The organism is Mycolicibacterium celeriflavum, assembly GCF_010731795.1.
Taxonomy (GTDB): domain Bacteria; phylum Actinomycetota; class Actinomycetes; order Mycobacteriales; family Mycobacteriaceae; genus Mycobacterium; species Mycobacterium celeriflavum.
The window spans coordinates 4,372,447-4,387,538 of the sequence record NZ_AP022591.1 but is presented as its reverse complement, the minus strand read 5'-3'; the positions used below and the strand labels follow the sequence as shown (position 1 = coordinate 4,387,538).

The window sequence follows — 15,092 nt, the reverse complement described above, 5'->3', positions numbered from 1 at the left end:
ATCCGACACGCCTGCTCAGTTCGGCGACGGTGGCAGCAGTTGGAAACCGGTCAACATCATCTCGGTGTCACGCTGATACGTCGGGTCGTCGGGGTTCATGGTCTGGGCGGTCACGCTGACGGCGTATGTCGCATCGTTGGTGTGCATCACGACACCGAGCGCGACGGCCGGATGCGGCGCGACGTTGCCCATCACCGGCATCTGGTAGCGGAACGTCCGGGCGGGCAGAGCGCACAGCATCCCTTCGGTGACGCGGACGTCGGTTGCTCCCAGCCCGGACTCCAGCGCGTCGCGCATGTTGTCGAACACCAGGCCCGCGTCTTGGCTGCCCGTGGCGCTCTCGAACGTGACCACGACATTCGCCGCGAAACCGTCGGTGGTGAGACGGTCGTTGCGCATCGCGAATCGAATCAGCTCCGAATCCATCATCGTCGAGCGAACCCAATTCGGCGGCTGAGGGATCTTCATCACCGGCTCGTTGTCGCCCCGCGCCGGGATCGTCGTCAGCGGAGCGTCGGTCATCTCGCACTGTGACGCGTCGGCTCCCTCAGCCGTTGCGGCGGCGGACAGGTCGGCGCCGGGCACCGCCCGTGGGTCGTCGACGTAGCGGGTGCATGAAACCAGGATCACTGTCGCCGTCAACAGTAGGACGGAGGCAGCCCTCGACGCGGCGACCATGCCTGCAACATAATCCAGTCGCCGACCCTTCACGCGCGGTCGGGCCGGACGTCAGTGCGCGAAGTGCCGCGCCCCGGTCAGGTACAGCGTGATGGAAGCTGCTTGGGCGGCTGCAGTCACCTCGTCGTCGCGCACCGAACCGCCGGGATGCACGATCGCCTTGACGCCCGCGTCGGTCAGCACCTCGAGCCCGTCGGGGAAAGGGAAGAACGCGTCCGACGCGGCGACCGCGCCGCGCACCCGATCGCCCGCGCGCTGCACGGCCAGGCGGGCCGCGTCGACGCGGTTGACCTGACCCATGCCGACCCCGACGGTGGCGCCGTCGGTGGCCACGACGATCGCGTTGGACTTCACCGCCCGACAGGTCTTCCACGCGAACTTCAGATCCGCGAGCGTCGCCGGGTCGGCCGGATCACCGGTCGCCAGCGTCCAGTTGACCGGATCATCACCGGCAGCGGTGAACTCGTCGCGCTGCTGCAGCAGCAGCCCGCCGCTGATCTGACGGAATTCGCTGCCACCCGGCTGCGGCTCGGAGGCCACCAGCACGCGGATGTTCTTCTTGCGCGCAAGCACTTCCACGGCGCCCGCTTCGTAGGCCGGCGCAATGATCACCTCGGTGAAGATGTCGGCGACGGTTTCGGCCATCTCGACGGTGACCTCGGTGTTGGCCGCGATCACGCCGCCGAACGCCGACAGCGGGTCGCACTCGTGGGCCTTGCGGTGCGCGTCGGCCACCGACGTCGACGAGACTGCGATGCCGCAGGGATTGGCGTGTTTGATGATCGCCACGCAGATCTCGCTGTGGTCGAACGCCGCCCGCCACGCCGCGTCGGCGTCGGTGTAGTTGTTGTACGACATCTCCTTGCCGTGCAGCTGTTCTGCCTGCGCGAGCCCGGGCCACGCGGCGTCGTTGCGGTACAGCGCGGCGTGCTGGTGCGGGTTCTCGCCGTAGCGCAGCACCGAATCGCGCCGCCAGGTGGCGCCGAGCCACTCGGGCAGCGGTGCGGCCGCGTCCGGCTCAGGCGCCAGCACCGAGCCCATCCACGACGCGACCGCGACGTCGTACTCGGCGGTGTGCCGGAAGGCCAACGACGCCAACCTCTTCCGCTCGTCCAATGTAAAGCCGCCCGCCCGTACCGCGGCCAGCACGCCGTCGTAGCCCTGCGGGTCGACGACCACCGCGACGCTGGGGTGGTTCTTGGCGGCGGCGCGCACCATCGACGGTCCGCCGATGTCGATCTTTTCGACGCATTCGTCCTCACTTGCGCCGGACTCGACGGTCTCGGTGAACGGGTACAGGTTCACCACGACGAGTTCGAACGCCTCGACACCGAGGTCGGCGAGCGCCGAAACATGTTCGGGTTTGCGCTGATCGGCCAGCAGGCCCGCGTGAACCCGCGGATGCAGCGTCTTGACGCGGCCGTCGAGCACCTCCGGGAAGCCCGTGACGTCCTCGACGGGCGTCACCGGAACACCTGCTGCGGCAATGGTTTTGGCCGTCGAGCCGGTGGACACGATCGCGACGCCCGCCTCGTGCAGGCCGCGGGCCAGTTCGGCCAGGCCGGTCTTGTCGTAGACGCTGACCAGTGCGCGCCGGATCGGCCTCTTACCTTCGGTCATCCGATGATTGCCTTTCGTCCTGTCCAGGTCACGCCGTGGACTGCCACGGCGGCCAGTACTTCCACCAGCAGCCGTCGTTCGACGACCTTGATCCGCTCGTGCAGGGTGGCTTCGTCGTCATCGTCGAACACCGGCACCGCCTCCTGGGCCAGCAGTGGGCCGGTGTCGGTTCCCGCGTCGACGAGATGCACGCTGCACCCCGTCAGCTTCACCCCGTAGGCCAGCGCGTCGTGCACCGCGTGCGCGCCCGGGAAGGCGGGCAACAGCGCCGGATGGGTATTGATGATCCGGCCCATGAACCGCGAAAGAAAGTGCGGGCCAAGGATCTTCATGAAACCCGCCGACACGATGAGGTCCGGCGAGTGTGCGGCGGTGGCTTCGGTGACGGCCGCGTCCCACGCCGCCCGGTTCGGGTGGTCGCGCAGTCGCACGCTGTACGACGGCACCGAGGCGGCCGCGGCGATCTCGACGGCCGGGCAGTCCCGGTCGACCCCGACCGCGACAATCGACGCGGGATACTCGCCACCGGCGGCATCGAGCAGCGATCGCAGCAATGAACCGGTACCGGAAGCCAGCACCACCACCCGTGCAGGCACCTTCGGGGGCACACGGAGGGGTTGCTGCACGCTGGCAGCCTAACGGGTGCCCGGCGGGCCTCCGTCGTCGTCCGCGACGAAGTGCTCCTCGGGGTCGTCGAGGGGGTCCGGCGGACCCGCGGCCGGCGGCTCCGGTTCCGGTTCGGGGTCCAGCTCGGCTTCGGCCGGCACGTCGGTTTCGGCGGGCTCACTGGGCTCGACGGGCTCGCCCTCGACGACGTCCGGCTCCGGCTCGGGTTCGGGTTCGGGTTCGACGTCCGGTTCGGCCGCCACCGTCTTGGGCGCCCGCGGTCTGCGGGTGATGCCGCCGGTCATCGCCACGGTGAGCGCGCCGATCCCGACGAACCACAGGAAGACCGCGGGCCCGAACGTGGCCTGATCCACGCCGACGTCGCCGAAGTTGCCCAGCCGCCCGCCGCCGGCGTGGCCGAGTAGCGCCATGGTCAGCGCCGCCAGGGCCGAGGCGACGGCCAGCTTGCCCATCGCGGACCCCAGCGGAACCGGACGACGCGCACATTGCTGACCGACCGCCACCGCGGACGCCGCCGCGACGATCAGCAACGCCACCCACACCGGGCCCAGCGGCGGCGACGGCACCGCCGCCAGCACCGGCAGCGCGGGGATGTCGCCGCCGAACACGGTGAACGAGCTGAAGGTGGCGAGCCCGACGTGGGCGCTGGACCCGACCGCCACCGCGGCCGTGCCGACGATCACATTCGGTATGTAGAGCACCGACAACACGGTCAGGCTGAGCTGGCCGAAAGTAGAGTCCGTGATCGAGTAGAGGTCGTGCATGGTCGACCAGTGCACGACCATCGAACCGACCATCACCACGCCCGAGAGCCCGGCCAGCGCGAGCACACCGGCGACGGCGGCGCGAAACGCGTCGGGTAGCCAAGCGGGCAACGGAGACGCGGCCAGCAGCCGCCGGCCGACCCGCGATCCGACGCCGACCACTGCGCCGATCGCGTGTACGGCCAGCACGCCGCCGAATGCACGCAACGCGTGCGGGGTCTGCAGGTCGGTGAGGACCGAAGCGGCGTCGTGGATGACGGCCAGCGCGATCGCGGCGATCAGCAGCGGCCCGCCCAGCGCCGATGCCACGATCCAACGCGTCACGAACCACGAGCCGTTTGGAGAGGTGGCCGCGGCCGTCGTGCGCGCCGTCGCCCACACCATCGCGAGCATCGGCAGCAGCGGCATCACCCCCAACTCGGCGCCGCCGATCGACACCGGCACCAGGTGCACGCCCAGCCACATGCTGGCGGTCGCGCCGAGCGCGCCGGTCATGTCGCTGTTGGCGATCAGCAGCTGCAGCAGGACGATCGCCGCGATGATGACAAGCGCCACCAACGACGGCCCGAACGCGACCCGAAGCAGCTCACGCGCCTGGCGTGCGCCGACTGGCCGTTGATCCACTGGTTGGGCCGCTCCTCAGTCAGGCTGCCGCGCGAGGGTGACGCACGCGCGGCTCAGACTACGACGGCGCCGGGCCAGACTGCGAGGAAGACGACGGCTGTTGCGCCTGAGTCGTCTGAGTCGACGTGTGGGCCGACTGGGACGGCGGCTGGCCGTAGGTGGGGAATCCGGTCGGCGGCGTCGGCGGCCCCTGCTGGCCGTGCTGCTGGCCCTGCTGCTGGCTCTGCTGCTGGTGGCCTTGCTGGTGGCTCTGCTGCGGCGCAGCCAGGTAGCCGCCTGTCGACGGGCCGCCCGGGTAGCCGCCCGGGTAGGTCGACGGGTACCCCGGCCGCTGCTGCGGTCCGCCGTGATGCTGGCCCGGCTGCTGGCCGTAGTACGGGCCTGGGCCGCCATACTGCTGCCCGTAGGGCTGGTCGTACTTCTGCCGCGGGGCCGGCGGGGTGATGACGCCGGATTCGAACAGCAGCGCCGCCACCGCGACGATCGCCTGGAACAGCGTGAACGCGATGATCAGGTAGAGGCCCCAGTCGATCGCGGCGCCACTCGGCCTGTTGATCACCTCGGCGATGACCAGAAGGAACGCGACGACCGCCAGCACGGCGTACCACGACGTGGAGACGGACTGCCTGGGCAGCAGGCTCGTCCCGGCCAACAGGCCCGCAAGAAGCGCCGCCGCGACGGCGAGCACCAGACCGAACGAGCTGCCGCTGATGCTGCCCAAGCCCCCGAACTCGGACGCCGAGATCGTGAACAGCGGCCCGAAGCTCGACAGGTACACCGCGAGGCCCAACACCGCCACCGCGATGGCGAGGTACATCGGCAACTTATTCGGGCCGCCGGGGGCCGACCCCACATCCGGCGCCTTGCCGAACTGTTGCGTCGGCGCGGAGAACTGGGTGGTCGGCTGCTGTGCGGGCGGGTATCCGGGGCTACCGGGCGGACCTGACGGGTAAGACATGGCCTCTCCTGTGCTTCCTGTGCTCGGGCGGGCTTCGGAACCACGCTAGCGCACAGCGGGTCGGGTCGAGACCGGCACCGGTTCGCCCGAATCGCCGTGAACATCTGTCTCCGACTTTGCGCTTGCCCTTCTGACTAGAACACGTTCTAATTCGGGCATGGATTACGGGCTCGTGCTGTTCACCAGTGACCGCGGGATCACTCCGGCGTCGGCCGCCAAGTTGGCCGACAATCACGGCTTCACCACGTTCTACGTGCCTGAGCACACCCACATCCCGATCAAGCGGCAGGCGGCACACCCCACGACGGGCGACGAGTCGCTGCCCGACGACCGCTACATGCGCACCCTGGACCCCTGGGTCAGCCTCGGCACCGCGGCCGCGGTGACGTCGCGCGTTCGGCTGTCGACGGCGGTCGCGCTGCCGGTCGAACACGACCCCATCACGCTCGCGAAGTCGATCGCCACGCTCGACCACCTGTCGGGCGGCCGCGTCAGCCTGGGGGTGGGATTCGGCTGGAACACCGATGAACTCGCCGACCACAACGTGCCGCCCGGTCGGCGGCGCACCATGTTGCGCGAGTACCTGGAAGCGATGCGGGCGCTGTGGACCCAGGAGGAGGCGTCCTACGACGGCGAGTTCGTCAACTTCGGGCCCAGCTGGGCGTGGCCCAAACCCGTGCAACCGCACATCCCGGTCCTCGTCGGCGCCGCGGGCACCGAGAAGAACTTCAAGTGGATCGCCCGGTCCGCGGACGGCTGGATCACCACGCCGCGTGACTTCGACATCGACGAGCCGGTCAAGCTGCTGCAGGACACCTGGGCGGCGGCGGGTCGCGAGGGGGCGCCGCAGATCGTGGCGCTGGATTTCAAGCCGGACCCCGAAAAGTTGGCCCGCTGGGCCGAACTCGGTGTCACCGAGGTGCTTTTCGGGCTTCCCGACAAGTCCGCCGACGACGTCGCCGCCTACGTCGAGCGCCTGGCGGGCAAGCTGGCCGCCCTGGTGTGATCAGGGCTTGCCGAAGCCAGCTGCGCCGAGCACCTTCTGGCCCGCCTCGCCGGTCACCGCCTCGACGAATTTCCGAGCGAGGTCGGGCCGCGACGACTCCTTCAGCGCCGCAATAGGATAGACGTTGACGGCCTCGGCGGCTTCAGGCAGCGCAACCGCGGTGACATCGCCGCCTGCGTCCCGGACATCGGTGACGTAGATGATTCCGGCGTCGGCCTGGCCGCTGGTGACCTTGTTGAGGACATCGGTGACTGACGACTCCTCGCTGACCGGCGACAGTTCCACGCCTGCGGCCTGTTCGACCTTCTGCGTCGCAGAGCCGCACGGCACCTGCGGAGCGCATACCACGGTGCTGACATCGGGCCGGGTGAGGTCACGTAATGCGTTGATGTGCTTGGGGTTTCCAGGGCGTACCGCGATGGTCAGCGTGTTCGACGCGAAATTCACCGGGTCGCCGGCCAGCAGTCCCGCCGCCGCAGCCTTGTCCATGTTCCCGGTGTCGGCGGAAGCGAACACGTCGGCAGGCGCGCCCTGTGTCAACTGCGTGACCAGGTCGGAGGATCCGGCGAACGAAAACTCCACCGTGGTGCCGGGATTGTCCGCCTCGAACCGCTTGCCGATCTCGGTGAACGTGCCCTTCAGCGAAGCCGCGGCGAACACCGTGAGCGTGTCCTGTGACGACTGGTCCGCACACGCGGTCACCAGTGTGAACAGCGCGGCCAGAAGCACGAGTGGTTTCACGGCTGTCCTTCTGCGGTCAGGCCAGGCTCGCGCGGTTGACCTTGTCGGCTGGGCGCACCGTGATGGCCGCCCCGAGTGGGTCGCCGTCGGACATCAGCGCGACGAGGTCGTCGTCCTCGGAGATGGCCAGGAACCGCGAGTCGTCCGAGTCGAGCCTGCCGACGATGATCCCGGTGCGCACCGGCCAGTCGTAACGCACCGAGTACGTCTCGATGGTGGCGCGACCCTCGGGGTGCTCGGTGACCGGAACCGTCGGCAATGCCGCGACTTCCGCGTTCAGCTCTGCGCTGCGGTCGGTCCGCCAGTCGGCGGGAAGCGTCGAATAGATGCCGACCGAGTACTTGCTCATGGTGCCGCCGTTGGCGCCGACGAAGCCGAATCGTCCTGGGTTGTCGCGTAATTGCGTGACCGTTTCGGCGATGGCATGCAGCGAATAGCTGTTGCCCGGGCCGCCGAAGTAGGGCAGGCCACCGGTCACCGTCAGGCCACGCGGGTCGTCGGCGTCGACGCCCAGCGCTTCGCAGATCACGAAGACCGGGAACGGGAAGCAGCTGTACAGGTCGAACGTCGCGAGGTCGTCGACACCGATTCCCGCCACCCGCATAGCTTCTCGCGCGGCGTGTCCGGCCGCCGGGCTGGCGCCGAGGTCGACGCGGTCCAGCAGGCCCTGCTCGGTCATGTCCGAGTGGCCGTGCAGATACACCCACTTCTCCTCGGGCACCCCCAGACGACGTGCGGCGGCCACCGACATCATGATCGCCGCGGCGCCCTGGTTGACCTGATCGCGTGCCACCAGCAGCCGGGGGTACGGGTCGCAGATCATCCGGTTGTCGTCGGTGACCGTGACGATCTCCTCGACCGAACGCTCGACCGGCGATGACGAAAACGGGTTCTTCGCAGCCACTTTCGACAGCGGCGCGAACAATTCGGCCATCTGCCTCCGGTATTCGGCGACGCCCAGCCCGAGCCGACGGCGCCGGGCGTTGTCCAGCAGGCCGTATTGCACTGCGGCGCCGGTCAATCCGTGCGAGGCGGTGTACTCGGTGAAGTACTGGTGGATCTGGTGTCCGCGATCCTCGAGTGGGCCGTCGACGTGTTCGGTGAAGTCGGGCTTGTCGTCGCGATTGGCGAAGTAGCGGGTCGTCGACCCGGGTTCCGAACCGATGACCATCGCGACGTCGAATTCACCCGCCGCGATGGCGTTTCCGGCCTCGGTGACGAGCTTCTGCGGGCCTTGGCCGCCGACCGGTTCGAGCACCACGCGCGCGGGATCGCCGCCGACCCGCCGCATCACCGAACGCGGATAGTTGTTCGACTTGCCCAGCGTCGCGGGCATCGGCCCCGAGATCTCGAACTGGCGCAGGGCGTACACCGTCTCGATGGCCTTCGCGGCCGCGGTGACGTCGACTCCGGTATCGGCCAGCGCCGCTCGCACCGCCTCGGTCGCGAGGTCCACCGCCGACATGCCGCGGTAGTCCGGATCGTCGATGCGCTCGGTGAACTGCCCGACGCCGACGATGACCGGGGTCCGGGGATCGACCATTACAGACCTCCTGACGGGTGTTAATTCGTCAGGCTAATCGAGGGCCGGAACGTGGTCCTAATCCTGCGGTGTAGATCACGCACGCTCACCGGTCCGTGAAGGTGCGCAAAAGGGTGCCCCGGAGCGGAGTGTCGGCTGCAAACACGCGCGCTCGCGGAGAGATCGGTGAGCTCCTACATACCCTGCAGGATCTCGCGGGCCAGGCGCGCGGTCTCCGACGGCGTCTTGCCGACCTTCACGCCCGCGGCCTCCAGCGCTTCCTTCTTGGCCTGCGCGGTACCGGACGATCCGGACACGATCGCGCCTGCGTGGCCCATGGTCTTGCCTTCGGGCGCGGTGAAGCCCGCGACATAGCCGACGACCGGCTTGCTCACGTTGGCCTTGATGTACTCGGCGGCCCGCTCCTCGGCGTCGCCGCCGATCTCACCGATCATCACGATGACCTTGGTGTCGGGGTCCTTCTCGAACGCCTCGATCGCGTCGATGTGCGTGGTGCCGATGACCGGGTCGCCGCCGATGCCGATCGAGGTCGAGAAGCCCAGATCGCCCAGTTCGAACATCATCTGATAGGTCAGCGTGCCCGACTTGGACACCAGGCCGACCGGCCCGGGCCCGGTGATGTTGGCGGGCGTGATGCCGGCCAGCGCCTCGCCGGGCGTGATGATGCCGGGGCAGTTGGGGCCGATGATGCGGATTTTTGGACCTTTTCCTCCACCTTTTTCTAGGTTGTAGGCCCACGCATACGCGGTGTCCTGCACCGGGATTCCCTCGGTGATGACGACCAGCAGCGGAATCTCCGCGTCGATCGCCTCGATGATCGCGTCCTTGGCGAACTTCGGCGGCACGAACACCACCGACACGTCGGCGCCGGTTTCCTTCATCGCCTCGGCGACGGAGCCGAACACCGGCAACTCGACGTCCTTGCCGTCCTTATCCACATGCGACACCGTCGTGCCCGCCTTGCGGGCGTTGACGCCGCCGACCAACTGGGTGCCGGCCTTGAGCATCAGCGCGGTGTGCTTGGTGCCCTCACCACCGGTGATGCCCTGGACGATGACCTTGGAGTCCTTGTTCAGAAAAATAGACATAAGCCAGGGGTCCTTTACTTGTTCGCCAGCTCGGCGGCTTTGTCGGCGGCTTCGTCCATCGTGCCCAACTCGGTCACCAACGGGTGGTCGGCCTCGGCCAGGATGCGACGGCCCTCTTCGACGTTGTTGCCGTCGAGTCGGACCACGAGCGGCTTGTTGGCCTCGTCGCCGAGGATCTTCAGCGCGTTGACGATGCCGTTTGCGACCGCGTCGCAGGAGGTGATGCCGCCGAACACGTTGACGAACACGCTCTTGACCTGCTCGTCGTGCAGGATCACGTCCAGGCCCGCGGCCATCACCTCGGCAGAGGCGCCGCCGCCGATGTCGAGGAAGTTGGCCGGTTTGACGCCTCCGTGCTTCTCGCCGGCATAGGCGACGACGTCCAGCGTCGACATCACCAGGCCCGCACCGTTGCCGATGATTCCGACCTGACCGTCCAGCTTGACGTAGTTGAGGTCGTGCTCCTTGGCCTTGAGCTCCAGCGGGTCCGTGGCGTCCCGGTCCTCGAACTCGGCATGCTCGGGATGACGGAAGTCGGCGTTGCCGTCGAGCGTGACCTTGCCGTCCAGCGCGAGGATCTGATCGTCAGGAGTGCGCACCAGCGGGTTGACCTCGACCAGCGTGGCGTCCTCTTTGACGAACACCTCCCACAGCTTGGCGATCGTCACCGCGGCCGCGTCGAGCACCTCGGCGGGCAGATGACCCTTCTCGGCGATCTCACGCGCGAACGCCTCGTCGACGCCCTTGGTCGCGTCGACGGGCACCCGGGCCAGCCGGTCCGGCTTGGTGGCGGCGACCTCTTCGATCTCCATGCCGCCCTCGACCGAGCACATCGCAAGGTAGGTCCGGTTGGCGCGGTCGAGCAGGAACGAGATGTAGTACTCCTCGGCGATGTCGCTGGCCTCGGAGACCAGCAGCTTCTTGACGATGTGGCCCTTGATGTCGAGGCCGAGGATGTTCTGCGCGTGGGTGAACGCGTCGTCGGCGGTGGCCGCGTACTTCACGCCGCCGGCCTTGCCGCGGCCGCCGGTCTTGACCTGCGCCTTGACCATGACGGGTTTGCCGATCTCCTCGGCGATCGCCTTGGCGTCCTCGGCGGTGTCGGTCACCCGACCCGGTGTGGTCGGTACGTTGTGCTTGGCGAAGAGCTCTTTCGCCTGATATTCGAAGAGATCCATTGGCTTTGGAACGTCCCTGTCTCTAGCGCGTCGATTGCGGAGTTGTTGGGCCGAAGGCTCGGGGGAACTTTATCCACACCTGCGGAACGCGTTGGCACCGCCCACCTGTCATGTGGCAGATCTCACCGCCCCGTAGCCGTGATACAAGTCACATTCGCTCGCGGAATAGCCGTACAGCTTGCAGCCTTCATTGGGGTTTGGTTAACGTGCCTCTGGCTTCGATAACGTTTCGATCACGGCAAGCATCATGACAAGCAAGGATTCTTTACGTTGGCTGCGCACCGTTCGTCTGGATCTCACCGCAGGTCATCGACGAATCGGCAAATAGACGGCCGCGTAAGCGAATCCCCCGCCGAAGTCACCGACATCATTCCGTTCAACGAGTTCGGCGGCTTGCCCGATTTCGGGGCCGACGCCGACTTCCGTGAGAACAGCGCGTTCGACCGCGAAGCGCAGGTCATCCACGCCCCCGAACTCGACGATCTGAACGACACCGACGATCTCGTGCCGCTGCGACTTGCGGTGCCATCGGAGTTCCAGGCCGGGCCGCGCCACGCGCGCCGCGCGCACGCCTACCGCGACAGCAACACCGACACCAGCGACGGCATGGCCGCCACCGACGTGATCAACATCGGCGGCCGCACGGCCCAGCACCGCAAGCAGGAGATCCCGGTGAAGGGCCGGCTGATGGTCGCCGCAATGGCGGTCGGTGCGACCGCCGCGGGTGCGTACTCGATGGCCAACGCCGCGCAGGAGTCGTCGTCACAGACCGTGCTCGCGGTCGACCACGACGCCCTTGCCAACGCGGTCAGCGGCGCGACGGGCGGCATGCAGATCGTCACCGTCACGCCCGCCGCCAGTTCGGCGCTGCACACCGAGGAGATTCAGAAGGCCGCGGCGTTCGCGCAGGAGCGCGCCGAACGTGAAGCGCGCCTGCAGCGGCCGATGTTCGTGATGCCGACCAGGGGCATGTGGACGTCGGGCTTCGGCTATCGCTGGGGGGCACTGCACGCCGGGATCGACATCGCCAACTCGATCGGCACACCGGTCCTCGCGGCGTCCGACGGCGTGGTCGTCTCCGCGGGGCCGTACGCCGGTTACGGCAACATGGTCAAGCTGCGCCACGCCGACGGCACCGTCACGCTGTACGGCCACCTCAGCGCGTGGGAGGTCGAGGTCGGACAGCGGGTCTGGGCCGGCGACCAGATCGCGAAGATGGGCAACACCGGCAACTCGACAGGACCGCACCTGCACTTCGAGGTGCACCTGAACGGCACCGACCGTGTCGACCCGGTGGGTTGGCTGGCCAAGCGCGGGCTGAACCCGTCCAACTAGTCTGGCCGGGTGGCCAGCGACGACGATCCTGATCTGAAACGCCCAACACCGTCGAGCGCTGAGACGGGCATCATCCGCCGCCACCCCACGGGCGAGATCCCCACCGGTCAGGACCCGAAGACAACCATCATCCGGCGCCACCCCACCGGCGAGATTCCCGTCGGCGAGGGCGAGGGCGAGGGCGAGCCGCAGACGACATATGTGCCCCGGGCCCGCCCGGTCACCGTGTCCCCGACCCAGCCACCAGCGGCCAGCCCGAAACCCGCGATCGCCGCGGCGGCCGTGAGCATCCTGACCGGCTGGGCCACCGCCGTCATCGCCACCGATCTGATCACCGGCTGGTGGCGCACCGACCGCCTGTTCTGCGTCGCGGTCGGCTTCCTGACCGCGATCTCTGCGGCCGCCCTCATCGCCGGGCTGATCGGGCTGCTGTTGCGCCGCTCGGTCAGCCGGTGGCTGATCGTCGTCGGCGCGGTGGTGGCGCTGCTGATCTTCTCCAGCCTGTTCGTCGCCGGCGCCAAGCTGCCCGCCGCGGTGTACGCAATCCCGCTGCTGCCGCTGGCCAGCATCGTGCTGGCGGCGCTGCCCGCGACGGGCCGCTGGGAGCGCTCCGGTTAGAGCTTGCTGATCGGCGCGTGGTTGTGCATCAGCTTGACGCGACCGGAGCTGCCGAAGTCGATGAGCGACATCGCCGACTCGCCCACGCCGGTGACCTCCTCGACGCGGCCGAGCCCGTACTTGTCGTGGGTGACCCGGTCGCCGGGTTCGAGCACCAGCAACGGCCGCTTACCCGCTCCCGAGCGGGTCGGCGACGGTCGCGGGGCGCCGAATCGGCCCGCGCCGCTCACGGGTGCGCTGAACGACGGTGTCGGGTCGGTGCGCCGCCAGTCGATGAGGTGTTGCGGAATCTCCTTGAGGAACCGCGATTCCGGGTTGAGCATCGGCTGACCCCACGACGAGCGGACCTTGGCCCGGCTGAGGTAGAGCCGCTGGCGCGCCCGGGTGATGCCGACGTAGGCCAAGCGGCGCTCCTCGGAGAGCTCGGTGGGATCCCCGAGCGCCCGCATGTGCGGGAACATGCCGTCCTCCCAGCCGGTCACGAACACGACCGGGAACTCGAGGCCCTTGGCGGTGTGCAACGTCATCATCGTGACGACTCCGGCGCCGTGCTCGGGCAGTTCGTCGGCGTCTGCCACCAGCGACACCCGCTCCAGGAACTGCGCCAGCACCCCGGTGTCGGGAATGTCCTCATCGACGGGCTCGTCGTCGAGCGCCTGGGCGTTGGCCAGATCGGTGCTGAATTCGTGTGCGACGCTGACCAACTCGTTGAGGTTGTCGAGCCGCGCGAGGTCCTGCGGATCGCTGGACGACTCGAGTTCGGCGCGGTAGCCGGTGCGGTCGAGCACCGCCTCGACCAGCTCGCCGAGCTCCCCGTCGAGACGGCCACGCAGGTCGTCGAGCATGTCCACGAACGCCGAAATGCATTTCTCCGCACGGGTGTTGAGCATCGGCACCCTGCCCTCGGCGGCCGCCTGCAGCGCATCGTTGAAGGACAGGCCGGTGTTCTCGGCGTACACCGCCACGCATGCTTCGGCGCGGTCGCCGATGCCGCGCCGGGGCGTGTTGAGGATGCGGCGCATGCTCACCGAGTCGCCGGGATTGTCCAACACCCGCAGGTAGGCGACGATGTCGCGGATCTCCCGGCGCTCATAGAAGCGAACGCCGCCGACGACCTTGTACGGGATGCCGGCGCGGATGAAGACCTCTTCGAGCGCACGCGACGAGTTGTTGGTGCGGTAGAACACCGCGAAGTCGTTATAGGAGTAGCCATCCTCGGCGAGCGCGTCGATCTCTTGCGCGACGAAGCGCGCCTCGTCGTGCTCGTTGTCGGCGACGTAGCCGACGATCAACTCGCCGTCGCCCTCGTCGGTCCACAGCCGCTTCTCCCGACGGCCGGTGTTGCGTGATATCACCGAGTTCGCGGCGTTCAGGATGTTCTGGGTCGAGCGGTAATTCTGTTCCAGCAGAATCGTTGTGGCATTGGGGAAATCGCGTTCGAAGTCCTCGATGTTGCGGATCGTCGCGCCGCGGAACGCGTAGATCGACTGGTCGGCATCGCCCACCACGCACAGTTCGGCAGGCGCCACCCCATCGACCGTCTCCGTGCCGACCAATTCGCGCACCAGCACGTACTGGGCGTGGTTGGTGTCCTGGTACTCGTCGACCAGGATGTGCCGGAACCGCCGCCGGTAGTACTGCGCGATCTGCGGAAACGCTTGCAGCACAGCGACTGTCTCCCCGATCAGGTCGTCGAAGTCGAGCGCGTTGGCCGCGCGTAAGCGCCGCTGGTATTCGGCGTAGACCTCGGCGATGATGCCGGGCAGCTCCTCTCCCGCCTCCGAAGCCTCGGCCGCAGCCTGCTCCGGGCCGATCAACTCGTTCTTGTGGTTGGAGATGCCGTTGGACAGCAGCCGCGGCGAGTACCGCTTGGTGTCCAACCCCATGTCCTTGCCGATCATCAGCAGCAGGCGCCGCGAGTCGTCGGCGTCATAGATCGAGAAGTTCGAGTTCAGGCCTTTGATCAACGAGGCCTGGTTGCGCAGGATCCGCACGCACGAGGAATGGAAGGTGGAAATCCACATGTTGCGGGCCCGCGGGCCGACCAGCCCGACCACCCGCTCGCGCATCTCGGCGGCGGCCTTGTTGGTGAACGTGATGGCCAGTACCTGTCCGACGCCGACGTCGCGGGCGGCCAACAGATAGGCGATCCGGCGGGTGAGCACCGCGGTCTTGCCCGAGCCGGCACCGGCGACGATGAGCAGCGGCGAGCCCTGGTGCAGGACGGCCTCGCGCTGCTGCGGGTTGAGCCCGTCGAGCAGTTGGTCGGTTTCGGTGGCCAGGTTCATCTGGGTCATGTCACTACCGAACTT

The 15,092-nt window shown here is 68.0% G+C and carries 13 protein-coding genes; 3 read left to right on the top strand and 10 right to left on the bottom strand.

Annotation, left to right across the window (positions count from 1 at the left end; translation table 11 throughout):
- Nucleotides 1-15: 15 nt before the first annotated feature.
- Genes G6N18_RS21035 through G6N18_RS21015 form a run of 5 tightly spaced genes read right to left on the bottom strand, consistent with a single transcriptional unit; the run spans nt 16 to nt 5,271 of the window.
- Nucleotides 16-678, bottom strand: a complete 663-nt coding sequence (locus G6N18_RS21035) for a hypothetical protein (protein WP_083002514.1) — start codon at nt 676-678, stop codon at nt 16-18.
- 51 nt (nt 679-729) lie between these two features.
- Entirely contained in the window at nt 730-2,298 is a 1,569-nt protein-coding gene (purH, locus tag G6N18_RS21030; RefSeq protein WP_083002511.1) for a bifunctional phosphoribosylaminoimidazolecarboxamide formyltransferase/IMP cyclohydrolase, read from the bottom strand.
- Complete coding sequence (gene purN / locus G6N18_RS21025) at nt 2,295-2,924, bottom strand: phosphoribosylglycinamide formyltransferase (protein WP_083002507.1); 630 nt, start codon at nt 2,922-2,924, stop codon at nt 2,295-2,297. Before purN ends, purH begins: the two co-directional genes overlap by 4 nt.
- Nucleotides 2,925-2,933: 9 nt before the next feature.
- A complete protein-coding gene (locus G6N18_RS21020) occupies nt 2,934-4,313 on the bottom strand; it encodes a cell division protein PerM (RefSeq protein WP_083002504.1) in 1,380 nt (459 codons plus the stop codon).
- A gap of 58 nt (nt 4,314-4,371) precedes the next feature.
- Nucleotides 4,372-5,271 (bottom strand): DUF5336 domain-containing protein, encoded by a 900-nt coding sequence (locus G6N18_RS21015; protein WP_083002500.1) that lies wholly within the window; start codon nt 5,269-5,271, stop codon nt 4,372-4,374.
- A 157-nt stretch (nt 5,272-5,428) separates the two neighbouring features.
- On the opposite strand from G6N18_RS21015, the gene G6N18_RS21010 reads away from it, so the two are divergent.
- Nucleotides 5,429-6,277: an LLM class F420-dependent oxidoreductase gene (locus tag G6N18_RS21010; protein ID WP_083002497.1), complete on the top strand. Its 849-nt coding sequence runs from the start codon at nt 5,429-5,431 to the stop codon at nt 6,275-6,277.
- Here G6N18_RS21010 and modA read toward each other — a convergent pair whose 3' ends face one another.
- The 4 genes from modA to sucC all read right to left on the bottom strand — a co-directional run bounded on the left by modA (nt 6,278) and on the right by sucC (nt 10,827).
- Nucleotides 6,278-7,000, bottom strand: coding sequence for a molybdate ABC transporter substrate-binding protein (modA, locus tag G6N18_RS21005; RefSeq protein ID WP_407663586.1), 723 nt, complete (start codon nt 6,998-7,000; stop codon nt 6,278-6,280).
- A gap of 34 nt (nt 7,001-7,034) precedes the next feature.
- Nucleotides 7,035-8,561, bottom strand: coding sequence for an acetyl-CoA acetyltransferase (locus tag G6N18_RS21000; protein WP_083002492.1), 1,527 nt, complete (start codon nt 8,559-8,561; stop codon nt 7,035-7,037).
- 173 nt (nt 8,562-8,734) lie between these two features.
- A complete protein-coding gene (gene sucD / locus G6N18_RS20995) occupies nt 8,735-9,649 on the bottom strand; it encodes a succinate--CoA ligase subunit alpha (protein WP_067219880.1) in 915 nt (304 codons plus the stop codon).
- A gap of 14 nt (nt 9,650-9,663) precedes the next feature.
- A complete protein-coding gene (gene sucC, locus G6N18_RS20990) occupies nt 9,664-10,827 on the bottom strand; it encodes an ADP-forming succinate--CoA ligase subunit beta (protein ID WP_067219876.1) in 1,164 nt (387 codons plus the stop codon).
- A gap of 270 nt (nt 10,828-11,097) precedes the next feature.
- Between sucC and G6N18_RS20985 the strand changes: the two genes are divergently transcribed.
- Together G6N18_RS20985 and G6N18_RS20980 are read left to right on the top strand one after the other, a co-directional pair.
- A complete protein-coding gene (locus G6N18_RS20985) occupies nt 11,098-12,162 on the top strand; it encodes a M23 family metallopeptidase (RefSeq protein ID WP_083002486.1) in 1,065 nt (354 codons plus the stop codon).
- A gap of 9 nt (nt 12,163-12,171) precedes the next feature.
- A complete protein-coding gene (locus G6N18_RS20980; protein WP_234806169.1) occupies nt 12,172-12,780 on the top strand; it encodes a hypothetical protein in 609 nt (202 codons plus the stop codon).
- Here the strand turns inward: G6N18_RS20980 and pcrA are convergent.
- Nucleotides 12,777-15,068, bottom strand: coding sequence for a DNA helicase PcrA (pcrA, locus tag G6N18_RS20975; protein ID WP_083002562.1), 2,292 nt, complete (start codon nt 15,066-15,068; stop codon nt 12,777-12,779). The two genes, G6N18_RS20980 and pcrA, sit on opposite strands and share 4 nt — an antisense overlap.
- Nucleotides 15,069-15,092: the final 24 nt, after the last annotated feature.